The organism is Marinobacter sp. L-13 (assembly GCF_056857715.1).
Genome location: NZ_JBSXNQ010000066.1, coordinates 55139 through 73433, shown reverse-complemented (window position 1 = coordinate 73433; position 18295 = coordinate 55139). Strand labels below are relative to the sequence as shown.

The following is an 18295-nucleotide window of genomic DNA, read 5'->3' as shown; positions in this document are numbered from 1 at the left end:
GGGTATTCGACCGTCTGTCTCTGGTAAGCTTGCTGGATACGATGACTCGGCTTCAGAGCCGACCATGAACCGCCGTGGTACGGAACCGTATGCCCGGTGGTGTGAGAGGACGGGGGAGGTAACTCCCCCTCCTACTCGATTGGGGGTTAACCGGGCGAGATCAACTGAAAGCCGGAATACCGGTCTGGCCCCGCCCCAGAATCAGGGCGTGGACATCGTGCGTACCTTCATAGGTATTTACGGCTTCGAGGTTCATCACGTGGCGGATCACGTGGTACTCGTCGGAAATGCCGTTGCCGCCGTGCATGTCCCTGGCAACCCGGGCGATGTCCAGGGCTTTGCCGCAGTTGTTGCGCTTGAGCAGCGAAATTGCATCCGGCGTTGCCGTGCCGGCATCCATCATGCGGCCCAGTTGCAGAACCGACTGAAGGCCGATGGTGATCTCGGTCTGCATATCCACCAGTTTTTTCTGGATCAGTTGGTTGGCGGCCAGGGGCTTGCCAAACTGCTTGCGCTCCAGCGTGTAGTTGCGGGCCGCGTGCCAGCAGAACTCAGCGGCGCCCAGCGAGCCCCAGCTGATGCCAAAACGGGCCTTGTTAAGGCAGCTGAACGGTCCTTTCAGTCCCTCCACCTCAAGGTGGTTCTCTTCCGGAACGAACACCTCGTCCATAAAGATGGAGCCGGTTTCCGATGCGCGCAGGGAAAATTTGCCCTCAATCTTTGGGGTGTCAAGGCCTTTGGCGCCTTCGCGCTCGATCACAAAACCGTTCACCTTGCCGTCCAGTTTGGCCCAGACTACGCAAACATCGGCAATCGGGGAGTTGGTGATCCAGGTTTTGGAGCCACTCAGCAGGTAGCCTCCGTCCACTTTCTTGGCCCGGGTTTCCATGCCGCCTGGATCGGAACCGTGATCAGGTTCAGTCAGGCCAAAGCAGCCGACGTATTCGCCGGAGGCCAGTTTGGGCAGGATGCGTTTTTTCATCGCTTCCTTGCCGTAGGAATAGATCGGGTACATCACCAGAGAAGACTGAACGCTCAGGGCGGAGCGGTAGGCCGAGTCAACCCTTTCCACTTCCCGGGCAATCAGGCCGTAGCAGACATGGTTTAGCCCCGGCCCACCGTATTCTTCCGGCAGGGTCGCGCCCAGCATGCCGAGTTCGCCCATCTGGTTGAAGATAGAGCGATCGAACTTTTCATGTCGATTGGCCTCGGTGATTCCGGGCATCAGTTGCTCGTCACAGAAGCTGCGGATGCTGTCTTGGACCTGGCGCTCGGTTTCGTCCAGTTGGGCGTCGAAACCCAGCAGGTCATTCCAGGGTGCGGAAGCCATTGTTTACTCTCCTGAAAGCGAATAGTTAAAGCCCAGCGCTAGGGGCGAGGGGCCAATCTGTGCTATCTTTGTGTCAACGGTGTTTCATTAAGCGAAACACAGTTTTGTAATTTGCTTACGAAAGACTAATCCGGGTGTTATGGAAATGCAAGCGGTGTTCAAGCCTGACCAGGTGCCCCCGTGTTGAGTGGCATGCTCCAGTGGTTGGTGTCCATGGCGGTGGTTGTCGAGCTGGTGGCCATTTGCCTGGAGAGCCGCGAGCTCAGTGCTGTAGCGGGGGGTATGTTTGTATCTGCCTTTTTGGCTGGGGCCGGTCGCCTGCAGGGGTACGCCCGGATACTGCTGGTAATCGCCCTGCTGGTGCTTGGCGGCTTCGCCTGGCGCGGATCTCTCGACGCCGGGCAACTGCTGAAAGCGGCGTCTGACGCGGCCTTCTATTCCGCGTTTCTGGGTAGCCTGGGCTTGATGCAGTGCCTTGTGCGCCGGTTCGAGGTACTGCGCCGGATTCACGATGTGCTGCTGGGTGGAAAGCCCATACTGCTTTATCCCAAGTACGCCCTGGTCAGTTGTGGCGTAGCCACGGTTCTGAGCTTTGGCATGATGAACCTGTTGTGCGGAAGCCTCTCTGAAACACTGCGTGAGCGCGGTATCAGCGGCGAGTCGCGCCTGCAGTGGTTACGGAGCGTTCTGATCAGTGCCCTCAGGGGCTTTGCCCTGGTGCCGCTGGTGGCGCCCACCAGTGTGGCGGTGGCGATTCTTACCCGCGAACTGCCGCAACTCAGCTGGTCACAGCTGCTGCCATTCGGTCTGGTTGCGGCGCTTCTGATGGTGCTGATTGGCTGGGTGCTGGAACAGCGGCGCTTCCGCAAGGTCAGCAGTGAGCGCATCGCCGTTGAAGGCTGGTTGCCGGGCACCGGGCGCCTGCTTGCGCTGATCCTGGTGGTATTCACGGTGATGGCGGGCCTGGTGGCGACGACCGGTTTCAAGGTGTCGGTGGCGGCTATGTTGTCGGTGCCCACCGTTACGCTGCTTTACATGCTCTGGCAGGAGCGGGCGCTCATGCCGGTTTTGAAGGAGGGTGTGGGCCAGGTATGGGCCATGCAGAACGAAATGGCCATTTTTGCCGCCTCTGCCATCCTGGGAGTGGCCCTGTCTGCTGTCATTCCAGCGGATGCGCTTGCCGGCCTTGTCGCCACTGGTGGCGGCGTGTTCCTGGTCGCCGTTGTTGGTATGCTGATGATGCCCATGTTCTCCATGATCGGGATCATTCCCATCACGGTCCTGAGTGTTCAGGCTGGTTTGCTGCCCCAGTTGGTGGCCGAAGGGATGGAGCTTTTGCCGGTCGCCGTGGCACTGGTTATCGGCTTCTCCCTCGCCATGATGCTGTCGCCTTTTGGCCCCTCGGTGATGTTGCTGGCCCGCTTCGGGCAGATCTCACGATGGGTGGTGGCGTTCCGCTGGAACGGACTGTTCGTGCTGATTGCGCTCCCGGTGCTGCTGGTGCTGACAGCGCTGGTGGCATGGCTGGCACCCGGCCTTGCCTGACGAGCGGGCGTGGCCGGTGCCGTTGTGTTCTGGTGCCAGAGCTCAGTAACCCCGGTCAGTATCTACAATGCCGGAAATGGCGCGGCCCTCGGCGTGATCCCGAATCTTGCGGGTGATCTGCTCAATGGTGGCGTCCCTCAGGGTCCGGGCCGAGATATGTGGGGTGATGGTGATTTCTTTTCGTTGCCAGAATGGGTGCTCCTCCGGTAACGGTTCCTTCCGGAACACGTCGAGCGAGGCGCGCAACAGTTTGCCCTCGTCCAGCGTCCGAAGCAGATCTTCCTCAACCAGGTGTTCACCCCGGCCAACGTTGATCAGTACGGCGCCCGGCTGGAGCTGGCTAAGTAATTCATAGTCGATGATGTTCCGGGTCTCATCAGTCAGCGGCAGGGTGTTGACCAGAACCCGGGTGGTTTTCAGAAAGTCGCCGAGCTGATCCGGACCGGCGTAGGTATTGACTCCTTCCAGGCTATGGTCCCCGCGGGCCCAGCCGCTCACCCGATAATCCAGATTGGACAGAGTGCGGGCCACACGCTTACCAATGTGGCCAAGTCCCATGACACCCACCGGCCATTCGCTGCGTTTGATCGGGCGATGGATCTTCCAGATACCCTGGCGTTGCTGCTCCCGATAGGTTTCCATCTCGCGGCTTGCCTCCAGCAACTGGTGCAGCACGTACTCTGCCATCTGCGCCGACATGCCGGCATCCTCCAGGCGCACCACCGGAAGGTCGGCCGGCAGGTTGGGCACTTTGAGCAGGCCATCAATGCCCGCCCCGAGATTGAATACCGCCTTGAGATGCTTTTCCCGTTCGAACAGCGCCTCGGGCGGTTGCCAGACAATGGCGTAATCCGCATCGATGGCTGGGCCGTTTGGGTTCCAGACATAAACCTCGGCGTCCGGTAATTGCTCCAGGATCGGTACCGTCCAGCGTTCTGGTTTGGGGTCGCCTGCCACAAATAGAATTTTCATTTTGCCTCCGGGGGTCGCCACGGGGTTCATTGGCTGCTAATTTGTTTTGCAATGCAGAATAAGGTATCCGCGAAAACGTTGAAAGTCGGTATTCGATACCGCCATGCGATTCTGATTTTGAAACATAATTGATAAGTGTTTCATATTTGGTGCGGATTTTGAAAAGACTTTCTGGTACTTGATTTCTGCAGCGATTAAAATCATGAATCCTTTGTTATTCACCATATTAATACACCGGTTACCGGAGCGGGCGACGCGGTTGGAGGACGTCCCATTATGGCAGGAAAGAAGCAGATCTCACCCGAACTGAAAGTGGCATCCACTGACGGTGAGCCCGTGAAGCCGGAAAAAGACCGCAAGTTTGTCGAGGCCCTGTCCCGCGGCCTGGACGTGCTCCGGGCCTTCAGCCAGGGTCCTGTCATCCTGGGAAACCAGGACATTGCCCGTATCACCGGATTGCCCAAGCCGACCGTGTCGCGGATGACCTATACCCTCACCAAGCTGGGATACCTCAGCTACAACACCCAACTGGAGAAATACCAGCTGAGCTCCGGGGTGCTGGCGCTTGGCTATGCCTACGTGTCCAATCTCAAGGTGCGTCAGCTGGCCAAGCCCTACATGGACGAGTTCGCCCGCCAGACCAACATGTCCGTTGGCCTCACCTGCCGGGACCGGTTGCACATGATCTACGTGGAAAACCGTCTGCCACCGGAAGCCTCCCTGTTGCGCATGGATATCGGCCTGAAACTGCCGATGGCCAGTACCTCCGCCGGCCGCGCCTACTACTGCGCCGTCAGCGACAAGGCCCGCCTGGTGATCGACGACGCCATGGCCGCGAAATATGGTGATGCCTGGCCAGAGAAGAAGCAGGGCCTCGACCAGGCCATGAAGGACTACAAGGAGCACGGCTTTTGCCTGTCCATTGGCGAATGGGACCGGAACATCAACTCTGCTGGCGTGCCCATTCACTTGCAGGATGGCACCATCATGGCCCTGACCTGCGCTGCGCCGTCCTATCTGGTGCCGGCGGAAAAGCTTCGGGGTTCCATTGCCCACCAGCTGGCCATGCTGGCAGGCGATATAGAATCTTTGGGTGTTTGATAACAGCCGTGAAGTAACGAAGGGAGGTAGCGAGTAGGCCCTACAGAAACCGTGCGGAGCCATGGATGGCGGAGCCGAGCGTACAAGGATGTATTCACAGCGTGTTTCTGTAGGGCCTACTCGCCACCTCCCGACAAACTCCAAACCAAGAAACCGCAGAAGAACCCCTGCGGTTTTTTTGTGCCTGTAGTTTAATGGGTGGTTGAAACCACCAAAGAACTTGTATTAAATCGTACGCATGTTTCGCTAGTTAAAACCATATTTCAGAAAGAATGCGAGGAGAAATCATGTCTGAGGTCGTTAGCTATAACCGGGAAGGCAACATCGGCGTTATTACCGTGAATTACCCGCCGGTAAACGCCCTCGGCCAGGCTGTTCGTTCTGGTCTGCTCGCAGCCCTGGAGCAGGGCCAGAAAGATGCCGAGGCCAAGGCGCTTCTGCTGGTTTGCGAAGGGCGCACGTTCATTGCCGGCGCCGACATTCGTGAATTCGGCAAGCCCATGCAGGAGCCCACCTTGCCGACACTGGTCAACACCTTTGAAAACAGCGACAAACCGCTGGTTGCCGCGATCCACGGAACGGCTCTGGGTGGTGGTCTGGAAACCGCTCTGAGCTGTCACTACCGGGTTGCGGTGAGCAGTGCCAAGGTGGGTCTGCCGGAAGTGAAGCTGGGCCTGCTGCCCGGCGCCGGCGGTACCCAGCGGCTTCCGCGCCTGACCGGTGCTCAGAAAGCACTGGAAATGATCACCACCGGTGAATTTGTCGGTGCCAAGGATGCTCTGGCCCTGGGCATTCTCGATGCCGTGGAAGAAGGCGACAATATCCGCGCTATCGGCATGGCCTACGCGCAGAAAGTAGTCGATGAAGGCAAGCCGGTGCGTCGTGTTCGCGATATCACCGACAAGATCGAGGCTGACAAGGGCAGCGATGTCTTCGACCAGTTCCGTGACGAGCTGAAGAAGCGGGCCCGGGGTCTTTTCTCCCCGTTCAAGTGTGTCGACGCTGTGGAAGCGGCGTTCAATCTGCCTTTCGACGAAGGCATGAAGCGCGAGCGGGAACTGTTCATGGAATGCATGGAGTCGCCCCAGCGCGCCGGTCTGATCCATTCGTTCTTTGGGGAGCGTGAAGTCTCCAAGGTCAAGGGACTGCCGAAGGATACGCCGGTTCGTGACGTGAAGAGCGTTGGCATAATTGGTGCCGGGACCATGGGTGGCGGTATTGCCATGAACTTCGTCAACGTGGGGATTCCGGTCACCATCGTTGAAGTGAAACAGGAGGCTCTCGACAAGGGCCTGGCCATCATCCGCCGCAACTATGAGAACTCCGCGAAGAAGGGCAAATTGACACAGGAGCAGGTGGAACAGCGGATGGCGCTGATCACCCCGAGCCTGACCTACGACGATTTCCGGGACGTTGACCTGGTCATCGAGGCGGTGTTCGAGAACATGGCCATCAAGAAAGAAATCTTTGCCAAGCTTGATGAGGTCTGCAAGCCGGGTGCGATCCTGGCGTCCAACACGTCCACCCTGGATATCGACGAGATTGCGTCTGCCACCAAGCGCCCGGAAGATGTGGTGGGTATGCACTTCTTCAGCCCGGCTAACGTGATGAAGCTGCTGGAGAACGTGCGTGGCAGCAAGACCTCCGACGAGGTAAAAGCCACGGTGATGGCGGTCGCCAAGAAGATCAAGAAAGTGGGGGTCATGGTGGGCAACTGCTACGGCTTTGTCGGCAACCGGATGCTCCACAAGCGTGGTACTGAAGCCATGTCCCTGGTGGACGAGGGCGCCACCCCGCAGCAGGTCGACAAGGTGCTGACCGATCTCGGCTTCCCCATGGGGCAGTTTGCGATGTCCGATCTGGCCGGGATCGATGTGGGTTACCGGATTCGCGAAGAGCGCCGCAAGGCCGGTGAAGACATTTCCGCCAGCTGGATGGATAAGCTTGCCGAACAGGACCGCCTTGGTCAGAAGACCCAGGCAGGTGTATACAAGTATGAGGAAGGTAGCCGCAAGCCGATTCCCGACCCGGAAGTGGAGCAGCTGATCGAGCAGTTCCGCAAGGAACAGGGGATTACGCCCCGGGAGATTACCGACCAGGAAATCCTCGAGCGCTGCGTGTATGTGATGATCAATGAGGGCGCGAAGATCCTGGAAGAAGGCATCGCCGATCGTCCTCTGGATATCGACATTGTCTGGATCTACGGCTATGGCTTCCCGGCCTATCGCGGTGGCCCCATGTTCTGGGCCGATCAGGAAGGTCTGGACACCATTCTCTCAGCGGTTAAGAAGTACCAGGATACCGTTGGTGGCGAGCAGTGGGAGCCGGCGGCTCTGCTCGAGAAGCTGGTTGCTGAAGGCCGTAAGTTCGCTGACCTGTAACTTGGCGGGCGGGTCGCGGGGCGGGGTGTCTTTTCCTTTGGGAAAAGCAACTCGCTTTGCTCAGACATCTTTTCCCGGCGGAAAAGACACCCCGCCCCACGACCGGCTTAGCTGAGTGTTTAGGCTAACCCGACCTACATGTTTCAAAAATTGAGGGCATTGTTATGTCTGATGCAGTAATCGTCTCCACCGCGCGCACCGGCCTTGCGAAATCCTACCGGGGCTCTTTGAACAACACGCACAGCGTGGATATGGCAGGTCACGTTATCAAGCATGCTGTTGAGCGCGCAGGTATTGATCCGTCTATTGTTGAGGATGTGATCATGGGCGCGGCCTACCAGGAGGGCGCCCAGGGCCGGAATATTGCCCGTCTGGCGGCCATCCGCGCCGGTCTTCCGGTGACCACTGCCGGGTTCTCCATTAACCGGTTCTGCAGCTCGGGGTTGCAGTCCATTGCCCTGGCGGCACAGCGGGTGGTGTCCGAGAAAGTACCCGCCATGGTGGCCGGGGGCGTTGAGTCCATTTCCCTGGTGCAGAACGAGAAGATCAATAGCTTCCACGCCACCAACGAGTGGCTGATGAAGAACAAGCCCGAGCTGTACCTTTCGATGATTGAGACGGCGGATATTGTCGCCAAGCGCTACAACGTCAGCCGTGAAGCCCAGGATGAGTATTCGCTGATCTCCCAGCAGCGCACGGCGGCGGCCCAGCAGGCTAGCAAGTTTGACGATGAGATCGTGCCTTTCGATGCCACCATGCTGGTCAAGGACAAGGAAACCGGTGAGGTCAGTGAAAAGCAGGTGACCCTGAAAGGTGACGAGTGTAATCGCCCGAATACGACCCTTGAGGGCCTGGCGGGTCTGGAGCCGGTGCGTGGTCCGGAGCAGTTCATCACGGCGGGCAACGCCAGCCAGCTGTCGGACGGCGCCTCCGTTTGCACGGTGATGAACAGCACCTATGCCGAGAAGCACAACATTGAACCCATGGGTATTTTCCGTGGCTTCGCTGTGGCGGGTTGTGAGCCGGATGAGATGGGCATCGGCCCGGTGTATGCGATTCCGCGCCTGCTTGAGCGCAATGGTCTGACCATGGATGACATTGATCTGTGGGAACTGAACGAAGCCTTCGCGTCGCAGGTGATTTACTGTCGTGACCGCCTGGGCATTCCCATGGAGAAGCTGAATGTAAACGGCGGCTCAATTTCCATCGGCCACCCCTTTGGTGTTACCGGCGCCCGCCAGACAGGCCACGCCCTGATCGAAGGCAAGCGCCGTGGGGCGAAATACGTGGTGATCACCATGTGCATCGGCGGTGGCCAGGGTGCTGCTGGCCTGTTCGAGGTGGTTTGAAGCCGGCCTGTATGAGATCGGGGTCAGAAGAATGCTTTCTTTCGACCCCTTGTTGACCAAAAGGGGAAATGCATGGACAGACAAGCAAAAGCCGTCGTCTGCCGGGAATGGGGGCAGCCTGTTCAGGTGGAAACCATCACGGTGGAAGGTCCCAAGCGGGATGAAATCACCATCAAGATCGCGGCCTGCGGCGTTTGCCACAGCGATCTGTCCGCCACCACGGGTAAGATTCCCTACCCGCCTCCCCTTGTATTGGGGCACGAAGCCGCAGGCGTGGTTGTCGAAGTCGGTGAGGGCGTCACGGCCTTCAAGGAAGGCGACCATGTGGTGAGTACCTTCATATCCATGTGCGGCAAATGCAGCCAGTGTGTTCGTGGCCGCCCGGTGCTCTGTGAGAACGCCCGCAAGGCCATGTTCAACCTGCCGGATGGCACGGTCAGAACCAAAGGCGCGGACGGCGAGCCCCTGAACGTCTTCGGCGCCTGCGGCGTGATGGCCGAGTTCGCCACCATGCACGTGGACAACTGCGTGAAAGTGGACGAAACCGTGCCGATGCAGAACGCCGCCCTGGTGGGTTGCGCTGTGATGACCGGTGTCGGCGCTGTCTTCAATACGGCAAAGCTGGAGCCCGGCTCCCGAGCCGCCGTGTTTGGCATCGGTGGCGTTGGCCTCAACGCGATCCAGGGCTGCGTGACCGCCGGCGCCGAGATGATCGTGGCGGTGGACAGCAACCCCGCCAAGCTGGCGATGGCGAAAGAGTTTGGTGCCACCCACACCGTGAATATCAACGAGGTGGAGGACGCCGCCAAGGCTGTGAAGAAAATGACCGGCGGCGTTGACTACGCCTTCGAATGCGTCGGTGCCGGGCCGGTGGTGGAACAGGCCTACAAGAGTCTGGGCCGTGGCGGTACCGCCGTGGTCGTGGGTGTGGCAGATCCGAAGGACAAGACCTCGCTGACCACCCTCACCCTGCCGGCGGACGAGCGAACCTTGAAAGGCAGCTGGCTGGGTTCGGCAAGGCCGCAGCACGATTTCCCCAGGATCCTGGGTCTTTACAAGGCTGGTAAACTCAAACTGGATGAACTGGTTACCCGTACCTACACCATAGAAGAAGCCGCACAGGCGTTCGATGATATGGTGGCAGGCAAGAACGCCCGTGGCGTTATCGTATTTGAATGAAGGGGGAAGCATGAACGAGCTGAACAGGAACTACATCAACGGCCAATGGGTTAGCTGGGCCGGTGACATGATCGACGTTCACGAAGCTGGCACCGGTGACGTGATTGCCCGCGTTCCCGCCGCCGGCGCGGATGAAATGGAACAGGCCATTGCCGCCGCCGATGCGGCGTTTGAAAGCTGGTCGGAAAGCACCCTGGAAGAACGGATCAAGGTGCTGGAACAGCTGCACGCGGGCCTGAAAGAGCGCGCGCCGGAAATCGCCGAGACCGTCTGCCGGGAAGTGGGCATGCCCATCAAGCTGGCCACGCCGATCCAGGCTGGTATGCCGGCAGCCGTGACCAAGAGCTACCTGAAACTGCTGCCCGACTTCCCGTTTACCGAACAGTCCGGCAACTCCGAGGTGCAATATGCGCCGGTCGGTGTGGTTGGTTGCATTACCCCCTGGAACTACCCGTTGCACCAGGTGATCCTGAAAATCGTTCCGGCGATTGCGGCCGGTTGCACCGTGGTGCTCAAGCCTTCGGAGATCGCCCCCCAGACGGCGTTTATCCTTGCCGAGATCCTCGATGGCACAGACCTGCCCAAGGGCGTGTTCAACATGGTGTGCGGCTATGGTCATACCGTGGGTGATACCCTGATCAAGCATCCGGATGTGCGCATGGTGTCCTTCACCGGCTCCACCCGCACCGGCAACCTGATCGCCCACGCCGCAGCCGATGACTTCAAACGCTTTGCTCTGGAGATGGGCGGCAAATCCGCCTCCGTGATCCTCCCGGACGCCGACCTGGCGGCTGCTGTTAAAGGTACCATCAACAACTGCCTGCTGAACTCCGGCCAGACCTGCACCGCACTCACCCGCATGCTGGTTCCGGCCGACAAGCACGACGAGGCCTGTGAACTGGCCGCCGCTGCCGTGGCTAAAATGACCCCGGGTAACCCGCTGGAAGAAACCACACGGTTGGGCCCGCTGTCGTCTGCCCAGCAGCGTGACAAGGTGATCGACTACATCAAACTGGGTATCCAGGAAGGTGCCAAGCTCATCGCCGGTGGGCCGGAAGCGCCCGAGGGATGCGAGAAAGGTTACTTCGTCAAGGCGACCGTCTTCGGCAACGTAAAACCGGACAGCCGCATCGCCCAGGAGGAAATTTTCGGGCCGGTGCTGTGCGTGATCCCGTACAACGACGAAGCAGAAGCGGTGAAAATCGCCAACGGCACCCAGTACGGCCTTTCCGGTGCAGTCTGGTCCGGCGACGACGCCAAGGCCAAGAAAATTGCCAGCAAGCTGCGCACTGGCCAGGTATTCGTGAACGGTGGTGCGTTTAACCCGATGGCACCGTTTGGCGGCTTCGGCCATTCCGGTATCGGCCGCGAATTTGGCAAGTGGGGACTGGAGGAGTTTCTGGAAATCCGGTCTTTGCAGCTGTAAATGCCGATAGGCTGGGCTGCCGATCGGTGGCCCTGAGAGTTAGATCGGCCACGGGGTGGGGGTGTCTTTTCTGCCGGGAAAAAATGTCTGAGCGAAGCGAGTTGTTTTTCCCAGAAGAAAAGACACCCTCGCCTCGGGGCCAGCCCCCAAAGCCTGTAAGCCCTAGGCCTTCCCCCCAAGCAAAATCCGCACGGCCGTACAGGCATCCTCCAATTCTGCTTCCCTGGGTTCGCGTCCGGCGATGATGTCGCTGTAAAGGCAGGACTCTGCCAGTCTAATCATGAAGTAAGACAGGCTGAAGATGTTCATTGGTGGCTTGATATGCCCGGCCGCTACCTGGTCTTTCAGCATCCGCGTGTTGGTTTCGACCGTGCGAGTGTGCAGGATCGACTGGGACGAGGTGAGGATCTTCAGGGCATATTCCGGGTCCTGGTTGATGAATCGCCGCAGCGGCTCGAAGTGCAGGATCGCGGAGTTGGTGCGGCGGTACACGCCGACAATGTAGTCCACGCCAGTGCCGGGCGTTTCGGCCATGGCCTGTCGCCAAAGGGGTTCGTACAGGGACCAGAGAATCTCGCCGATCAGCAGATCCTTGTTGCCGACCCAGCGAAACAGGGTGGCGCGGCCAATTCCGAGCTCATCAGCCAGCGGCGCCAAGTGAATGCGCTCACCCTTGAGCCACATGCGACGTGCTCGCTTGAACGCCTCGGCCGGTGTTGCCCTGGTTACGGTTTTGTCTGCCACTGAAACCTCATGCCCGAATTTGGATTCATTTTAACGGCTAAACCCGGAGCCGGCTATGCGCGCGGTTCTGACGGCTTGTGATGGTTTTGTGAACTTTTCCGCCTACACTCTGCCATGAAAGCATCGAAAGCCTCCGGCAAATTCAGCGAAGCCCATCACCATGACGCGAACGGTACTGATTATTGAAGACAACCCCGGCATCGGTGAGCTGGTCCGTATGCAGGTTTCAGATCTGGGAATGAAGCCCGTGCTCGTGGACCGGGGGGACACCGGCCTGGAAAGGTTCCGTGAGGGCGGCGTCGATCTGGTTATTCTGGATCTGATGTTGCCTGGCCTGGATGGTTTGGCGGTGTGCCGCGAGATTCGTGCCTGCCCGGGCTATGTGCCGGTTCTGATGTTGACGGCAAAGAGCACAGAGCTGGATCGGGTCCTGGGCCTGGAGATGGGCGCGGACGATTACCTGACGAAGCCGTTCAGCGTGGCGGAGCTGGCAGCGCGCGTCAAAGCGCTTTTCCGACGGGTAGACGCACTCTCTCAGGCAGCGCCTGCCGGCGGTCAGGCTGATGAGATTGAGGTGGACGGGCTTCGGATTGATCCGGTTCGCCGGCGAGTGTTTGTGGATGATCGGGAAGTGGACCTGACCGCCCGCGAGTTCGACCTGCTCTGGCACTTTGCCTCCCATCGGGGCCGGGTGTTCAGCCGGGCGCAATTGCTCGATTCTGTGTGGGGTTACAACCATGAGGGCTACGAGCATACCGTGAACACCCACATCAACCGCCTGCGCAACAAGATTGAAGCCGATCCCGCCGACCCACGATACGTCCAGACGGTCTGGGGTGTTGGCTATCGGTTCATGGATTAGCGATGGCCCTGTCTGTCTTCCGCACCCTTTATGCCCGGCTGGCGATCGGTCTGTTCCTGCTGCTGCTCGTGGTGGGTGGGCTCTTTACCTTTCTGAGTCTGGCTTCGGTGAGGGAATACTCGGCTGCGGTCAACCAGCAGCTGAACCGCGACCTCGCCCGTAACCTGGTGTCTGACCGCAACCTGGTTACCGATGGCAAGCTCAACCGCGATGCCCTGAAGCAGCTCTTCGAGCTGTACATGACCATCAACCCCAGTATCGAAATCTACCTGCTGGATACCGAAGGTAATATCCTTTCCTACTCCGCCGACCCGAACAAGATCAAGCGCAACCGGGTATCCCTGGAACCGGTACGCACGCTGCTTGAAAACCCGGGCGCTTACCCACTGCCCGGCGATGATCCGCGCAGTCATGACCGGCGGAAGGTCTTCTCGGTAACGCCGGTGCCTTCGGCTGCGGATCCAACGGGTTATCTGTACGTGGTTCTGCGCGGCGAGGAGTACGACCTGGCCGAGAGCATGGTGCACAGTAACCGGCTCCTCCAGTTAGGCGCGGGCGCGCTGGCGGTGAGCCTGTTCGTCGGCTTGCTGGCCGGGCTGGTGTTCTTCCGGTTGCTGACGCGTCGGCTGTCGCGGCTGACCGAGCGGGTGGAATCCTTCGAGCGCGGCATGTCTCCGGAGCGCGCCGCCGCGGTGGCGGGCAAAGGCGATGACATTGATTACCTGGCCGCCCGGTTCGATCAGATGGCCCAGCGAATTGTTGCCCAGCTGGACCTTCTGAAACACAAGGATGCCCAGCGCCGGCAGCTGGTTGCCCAGGTCTCCCACGACCTTAGAACGCCACTGGCATCCATCCAGGGTTATATCGAAGCATTGCGCATGAAACAGGACACGCTCGCCGCCGAGGAGCGGGCACGTTTCCTGGATGTGGCCCTGACCGAAAGCCACCGGCTTGGTCGTCTTGTGGAGGAACTGTTTGAACTTGCCGCACTGGATGCCCGGGAGAAACAGCCGAAGACGGAACCGTTTGTGGTTGCCGAACTGCTGCATGACGTGGTGCAGAAGCACCAACCCGAGGCGGAGCGCGCAGGCGTTGCCCTGTCGATTGTTTCCGTCGCTCCGGTCCAGGTGCTGGCGGATATCGCCATGACCGAGCGGGTATTGGATAACCTGATCAGCAACGCCCTCAGCCATTCGCCGAAAGATACGGAGATCACACTGGGCGTTGTCGAACAGGCCGGGGGTGCGCAAATTACCGTCGCCGACGCTGGCCCCGGTATCGATGATGAGGACCTGGAGCACGTCTTCGAACCCTTTTATCAGGCCGCAGGTGCGTCCAGGACGGGCCATGCCGGTCTGGGGCTCGCGATTGCCCAGCGAATGGTGACGCTGCAGCAGGGAAAACTCTCGGTACGCAATGCCGATGGCGCCGTTTTCAGTGTCTGGCTGCCCCTGGCCCGCGACAGCTCGGTCGCGGGCGGCGAAAAATCCACAGCGTTATGAATTCGTAATACCTGGTGAACGTTTTCGTGAATCCACCGCCCTACGCTGTAGGTATGGAATCACGTGAAGGAGATATCTGATGAAACGCAAGATTATGGGTCTGTTTTCCGCAGTGGCATTTGTCTCTGCAGTTGGTCTGTTCACCACCTACGCGGTTGCCGAAAAGTCGGAGTCGCAGATGAGCAAATACGCACCGGATCAACCGGGTCTGGCCGTGGCGACCTTTGCTGGCGGTTGTTTCTGGTGTGTTGAGGCCGGGTACGAAAAGCGGGTGCCGGGCGTGGTGGAAGTAGTCTCGGGCTATTCTGGTGGGAAAGAGGCAAGCCCCTCCTACAAGCAGGTTGCCTCGGGGCAGACTGGCCATACCGAAGCGGTACAGGTCTATTACGACCCCAACGAAATGACATACGAGGGCTTGTTGCAGGCGCTCTGGCGGATGATGGACCCGACCGATAATCAGGGTCAGTTTGTGGACCGCGGCCAGCAGTATCGTCCTGCTATTTTCTACCATAACGCTGAGCAGAAGCGCCTGGCCGAGGCGGCCGTTGCAGAATTGGAGGCATCCGGAGTTTACGAGAAACCCGTGGTGATCGAAATCGTGCCGTTTGAGAAATTTTACCCGGCGGAGGAATACCACCAGGATTATTACGACAAAAACCCGGTGCGCTACAACTTCTACACCTTCAACTCTGGACGCTATCAGTTTATCGAGAAGGTGTATGGCGAAGATTACGAGCTCGATTACACCCGGTTCCAGGAGAATGCCACAGTGGACGCCAGTGACGATCTGGTGGACGATGAAAGCGCCAGCACAGAGCCCGGCCAGATGGGCGTTGGCTTCGATCCGGCAAGCTTTGAAAAGCCGGCCCAGGATGTCCTGAAGCAGCGCCTGACGGATATGCAGTACGAGGTGACCCAGGAAGACGGCACCGAGCCGGCGTTTAACAACAAATACTGGGACAACAAGAAGCCAGGACTCTACGTGGATATTGTCTCCGGCGAGCCGCTGTTTTCTTCACGGGACAAGTACAAATCCGGTACCGGCTGGCCCAGCTTTACCCGGCCGATCACACCAGACGCGGTGGTGGAACGTGAGGACAACTCGTTCTTCATGACCCGTACGGAAATCCGCAGCAGCCACGCGGATTCCCACCTTGGCCATGTCTTCAACGATGGTCCTGCGCCAACCGGACTACGCTACTGTATGAACTCCGCGGCTATGGACTTTATCCCGCTGGAGAAGATGGAAGAGGCCGGTTACGGCAAATGGGTTGATGACGTCAGACCGGAGAGCGACGCCTGACTTACAACCACAAATCCGCCACCCGGGTGTCCCGGCTGAAATGGTGCAACACCTGGGCCTGCAGGAGTTCGGCCGTGGCAACCGCATCAATCAGGGCGTTGTGGGCGGCATAGTGAGGCAGCCCATAACGCAGCCGGCTATCAGCCAAGCGAATCGACACGGGCTTCTTCCCCAGCAGTTGTTGCCAGCGTGACGGGTTTCGGTCCGGGTGCAGGTGAGCCTCAATGGCCATGGTATCGATCAACGGAAACCGGATTCCTTCCCCCAAGCGCCATTGCAGGGCAACGTCGAAGAACGATCTCTCGATGTTGCGGTAGTGAACCACAGGGATACGCCCGTTCAGGCTGGCAAACAGATCCTTCAGGATATCGTTCAAATCCGGGGCCTGGTCGATATCACTGTGGGTAATGCCATGGATAGTAATCGAGGTCTGGTGTAGCGGGAGCTTGGGCCGCACGATCCAGTGGCGGGCTTTGCCCAGCTGGATGCCGTCGAGCGTAAACGGCACCAGACCGATACTGACAATCGAATGTTGATTGGCGTCCAACCCGGTGGTCTCGAAATCGAGCGCGACAAAGGGCACCTCGGATAAGGGCGTCTCCGGCGACACACACCCACTCTCGTAATAGGCTTTAAGAATCGGGGACTTGCTCTGCTCCGCCAGGGCCTTGAATTGCTCGGGCCATGGCAGGCGTGTAACAGAATTCTCGGCCTGCTCCTCACTAGACATTACGGGCCACCCCGGCGTGATACCGGAATTTCAGGAACTTCTGGGCACCGCTGACTACCTGGAACGCATCCTTGAGATGGCTGCGCTCAAACGGTGAAAGGTCTTCGGGCCGTACGTTGTTGTCCGGCTGCCGGTCAGCCTCGATTGCCAGGGCCTGGTGTCGGATACGAACGATGGAGATAAACTCAAGCGCATCCCTCAGGTTGCCCAGATCGTCGTCCAGCAGGAGCTTGGTGTTGCCAATGGCTTTCAGTCGTTCGAACGAGTTCTGTGCACGGGAGCCGCAGGCCAGGGCATGAACCCGGATCAGATCCGACAGGGGCGCTGTTCCGCGACGTTTCAGGTTGAAGGTCTTCTGGTGCTTGCCATCCTCTTCCAGCACGAAAGTCCGGAAAAAGCCGATCGGCGGCGTGCGGTTCAGGGCGTTGCGCGCCAGCATTGCCAGGAACCGCTGGCTGTTGCTGGCTTTGTCCGCCACCAGTGTCTTGAGCTGTTCGGCAAAGTCGGTCTCGCCGTAGATGCCATCCAGATCAAAGAAAATATTGCTGTTTAACAGAGCCTCGGCTTTCGGATTATCAATCCAGTCGGTGAAGTAGTCCTTCCAGACGCGCAGTGGCTGCCGCCATTTCTGGTTGGTGGCCATGATGTCGCCGGTGCAGTAGGTATAGCCGCACTCCGCAAGGCCATCGCTGACAAATTTCGCCAGCGCCAGGAAGTATTCGTCGTGTTCTTCCGGCACAAAGCTGTCGTCCAGGATCATGGCGTTATCCTGGTCCGTGACCACCAGCTGCTCGTCCCGCGCCATGGAGCCGAGGGCCATAAAGCAGTAGGGCACGGGTGGGGGGCCGAGTTTCTCCTCGCCCAGTGTCAGCAGGCGCTGTGTAAAGCTGCGCCCGATACCGGCCATGGCACTGCCAATCATGTGGGAGTTGGCATCTTCGTTCACCATGCGAACAAAGCTGTCCCGCACATCCAGGCTGATCTTCTTCAGCCCTTTTACATCCTGCTGATGGTAGATGTTGCTGACCAGGTATAGGCTGCTCTGACTCTCGTACTTTACGATGTCAGACAGCGCAATCACGCCGCGAACCTCATCCCGATCCATCACCGGAAGATGGTGCACATTGTTGTGCAGCATGGTGAGCATGGCCTCGAATATGAACATGTTCGAGCGGATGGTGATCAGATCCTCCGACATGATCTCGCTGATCGGAGTTTCCGAGGCCAGGGCTTCGCTAAGGGCCCGGGTGCGCAGGTCCCGGTCGGTAATGATGCCTTTGAGCAGGGGCTTTTCACCTTCCTCGTCCATCAGCAGCAGTGCGGAGACGCCGTTTTCGGTCATGATCCGCGCCGCTTCCTGCAGGCGAACGGTGTGGGGCGCTGATACCGGCTCCCGGGCAATCAACCGGGTAACCTTGGACGTCATCAGCTGGTTGGACTTTTCGCGACGGGAAACGGCGGATCGCAGGCGGCTTCGGTCTTCAATTTCAACGAAATCGGCGAAGTTGTCGTCATTTTCCCAGAGGTACTGGAACGTATCGTAAGGAATCTTGTAAAGCAGGACGTCTTCCAGGGCTTTGGCTGGGAAGCGTACCTTCCTGTTCATCAGCAGGCCAAACTGGCCGAAGACTTCGCCCTCGCTGATGCGGTTGTACAGCTCCCCGGTGCGCCGATAGATCTCGACGGCGCCACTGCGCACGTAATACAGCCAGCTGCTCGGGTCACCCAGTTCGAGGATCTGGCTCCCGGCCTTGAAGTACACAATCTCGATGTCGCCAACCACTCTGTCGAGCAGCTCCTCGGCCATCTCGTCAAACGGCGGGTATTGAGCCATGTGATTGCGGATGTCGACCAGCTCGGCCTGCATAAAA

At 59.0% G+C, this 18295-nt stretch carries 14 protein-coding genes; 9 read left to right on the top strand and 5 right to left on the bottom strand.

Features of this window, described 5'->3' with window-relative positions; genetic code table 11:
- Positions 1-160: 160 nt before the first annotated feature.
- Complete coding sequence (locus AC13DD_RS18925) at positions 161-1330, bottom strand: acyl-CoA dehydrogenase (RefSeq protein WP_273069118.1); 1170 nt, start codon at positions 1328-1330, stop codon at positions 161-163.
- Between the two features lie 183 nt (positions 1331-1513).
- Here AC13DD_RS18925 and AC13DD_RS18920 point away from each other — a divergent pair, with 183 nt between their 5' ends.
- Entirely contained in the window at positions 1514-2875 is a 1362-nt protein-coding gene (locus AC13DD_RS18920; RefSeq protein WP_053115515.1) for a hypothetical protein, read from the top strand.
- A gap of 42 nt (positions 2876-2917) precedes the next feature.
- Here the strand turns inward: AC13DD_RS18920 and AC13DD_RS18915 are convergent, their stop codons facing one another.
- Positions 2918-3847 carry a 2-hydroxyacid dehydrogenase gene (locus AC13DD_RS18915; RefSeq protein ID WP_053113652.1) on the bottom strand — a complete coding sequence of 310 codons (930 nt, stop codon included), beginning with the start codon at positions 3845-3847 and terminating at the stop codon, positions 2918-2920.
- 276 nt (positions 3848-4123) lie between these two features.
- Between AC13DD_RS18915 and AC13DD_RS18910 the strand changes: the two genes are divergently transcribed.
- The 5 genes from AC13DD_RS18910 (at position 4124) to AC13DD_RS18890 (ending at position 11283) form a co-directional block, all read left to right on the top strand.
- Complete coding sequence (locus tag AC13DD_RS18910) at positions 4124-4948, top strand: IclR family transcriptional regulator (RefSeq protein ID WP_088826290.1); 825 nt, start codon at positions 4124-4126, stop codon at positions 4946-4948.
- 287 nt (positions 4949-5235) lie between these two features.
- A complete protein-coding gene (locus AC13DD_RS18905) occupies positions 5236-7329 on the top strand; it encodes a 3-hydroxyacyl-CoA dehydrogenase NAD-binding domain-containing protein (RefSeq protein WP_092031321.1) in 2094 nt (697 codons plus the stop codon).
- Between the two features lie 164 nt (positions 7330-7493).
- Positions 7494-8678: an acetyl-CoA C-acyltransferase gene (locus tag AC13DD_RS18900; protein ID WP_053113658.1), complete on the top strand. Its 1185-nt coding sequence runs from the start codon at positions 7494-7496 to the stop codon at positions 8676-8678.
- A 72-nt stretch (positions 8679-8750) separates the two neighbouring features.
- A complete protein-coding gene (locus AC13DD_RS18895) occupies positions 8751-9857 on the top strand; it encodes a zinc-binding dehydrogenase (RefSeq protein WP_008177059.1) in 1107 nt (368 codons plus the stop codon).
- A 10-nt stretch (positions 9858-9867) separates the two neighbouring features.
- A complete protein-coding gene (locus tag AC13DD_RS18890; RefSeq protein WP_008177061.1) occupies positions 9868-11283 on the top strand; it encodes an aldehyde dehydrogenase family protein in 1416 nt (471 codons plus the stop codon).
- A gap of 162 nt (positions 11284-11445) precedes the next feature.
- Here the strand turns inward: AC13DD_RS18890 and AC13DD_RS18885 are convergent, their stop codons facing one another.
- Positions 11446-12027 (bottom strand): QsdR family transcriptional regulator, encoded by a 582-nt coding sequence (locus tag AC13DD_RS18885; protein ID WP_014579065.1) that lies wholly within the window; start codon positions 12025-12027, stop codon positions 11446-11448.
- A 160-nt stretch (positions 12028-12187) separates the two neighbouring features.
- Between AC13DD_RS18885 and AC13DD_RS18880 the strand changes: the two genes are divergently transcribed.
- The 3 genes from AC13DD_RS18880 (at position 12188) to msrB (ending at position 15694) form a co-directional block, all read left to right on the top strand.
- Positions 12188-12889, top strand: coding sequence for a response regulator transcription factor (locus tag AC13DD_RS18880; protein WP_092031318.1), 702 nt, complete (start codon positions 12188-12190; stop codon positions 12887-12889).
- 2 nt (positions 12890-12891) lie between these two features.
- The gene (locus tag AC13DD_RS18875; RefSeq protein WP_092031316.1) at positions 12892-14391 is read left to right on the top strand and encodes a sensor histidine kinase; all 1500 of its coding nucleotides are present in this window, start codon (positions 12892-12894) and stop codon (positions 14389-14391) included.
- A gap of 79 nt (positions 14392-14470) precedes the next feature.
- The gene (gene msrB / locus AC13DD_RS18870; protein WP_273093822.1) at positions 14471-15694 is read left to right on the top strand and encodes a peptide-methionine (R)-S-oxide reductase MsrB; all 1224 of its coding nucleotides are present in this window, start codon (positions 14471-14473) and stop codon (positions 15692-15694) included.
- A 1-nt stretch (position 15695) separates the two neighbouring features.
- Here the strand turns inward: msrB and AC13DD_RS18865 are convergent, their stop codons facing one another.
- Positions 15696-16424, bottom strand: a complete 729-nt coding sequence (locus tag AC13DD_RS18865) for a 3'-5' exonuclease (RefSeq protein WP_008177073.1) — start codon at positions 16422-16424, stop codon at positions 15696-15698.
- Positions 16417-18291, bottom strand: coding sequence for a putative nucleotidyltransferase substrate binding domain-containing protein (locus tag AC13DD_RS18860; RefSeq protein ID WP_014579070.1), 1875 nt, complete (start codon positions 18289-18291; stop codon positions 16417-16419). Before AC13DD_RS18860 ends, AC13DD_RS18865 begins: the two co-directional genes overlap by 8 nt.
- Positions 18292-18295: the final 4 nt, after the last annotated feature.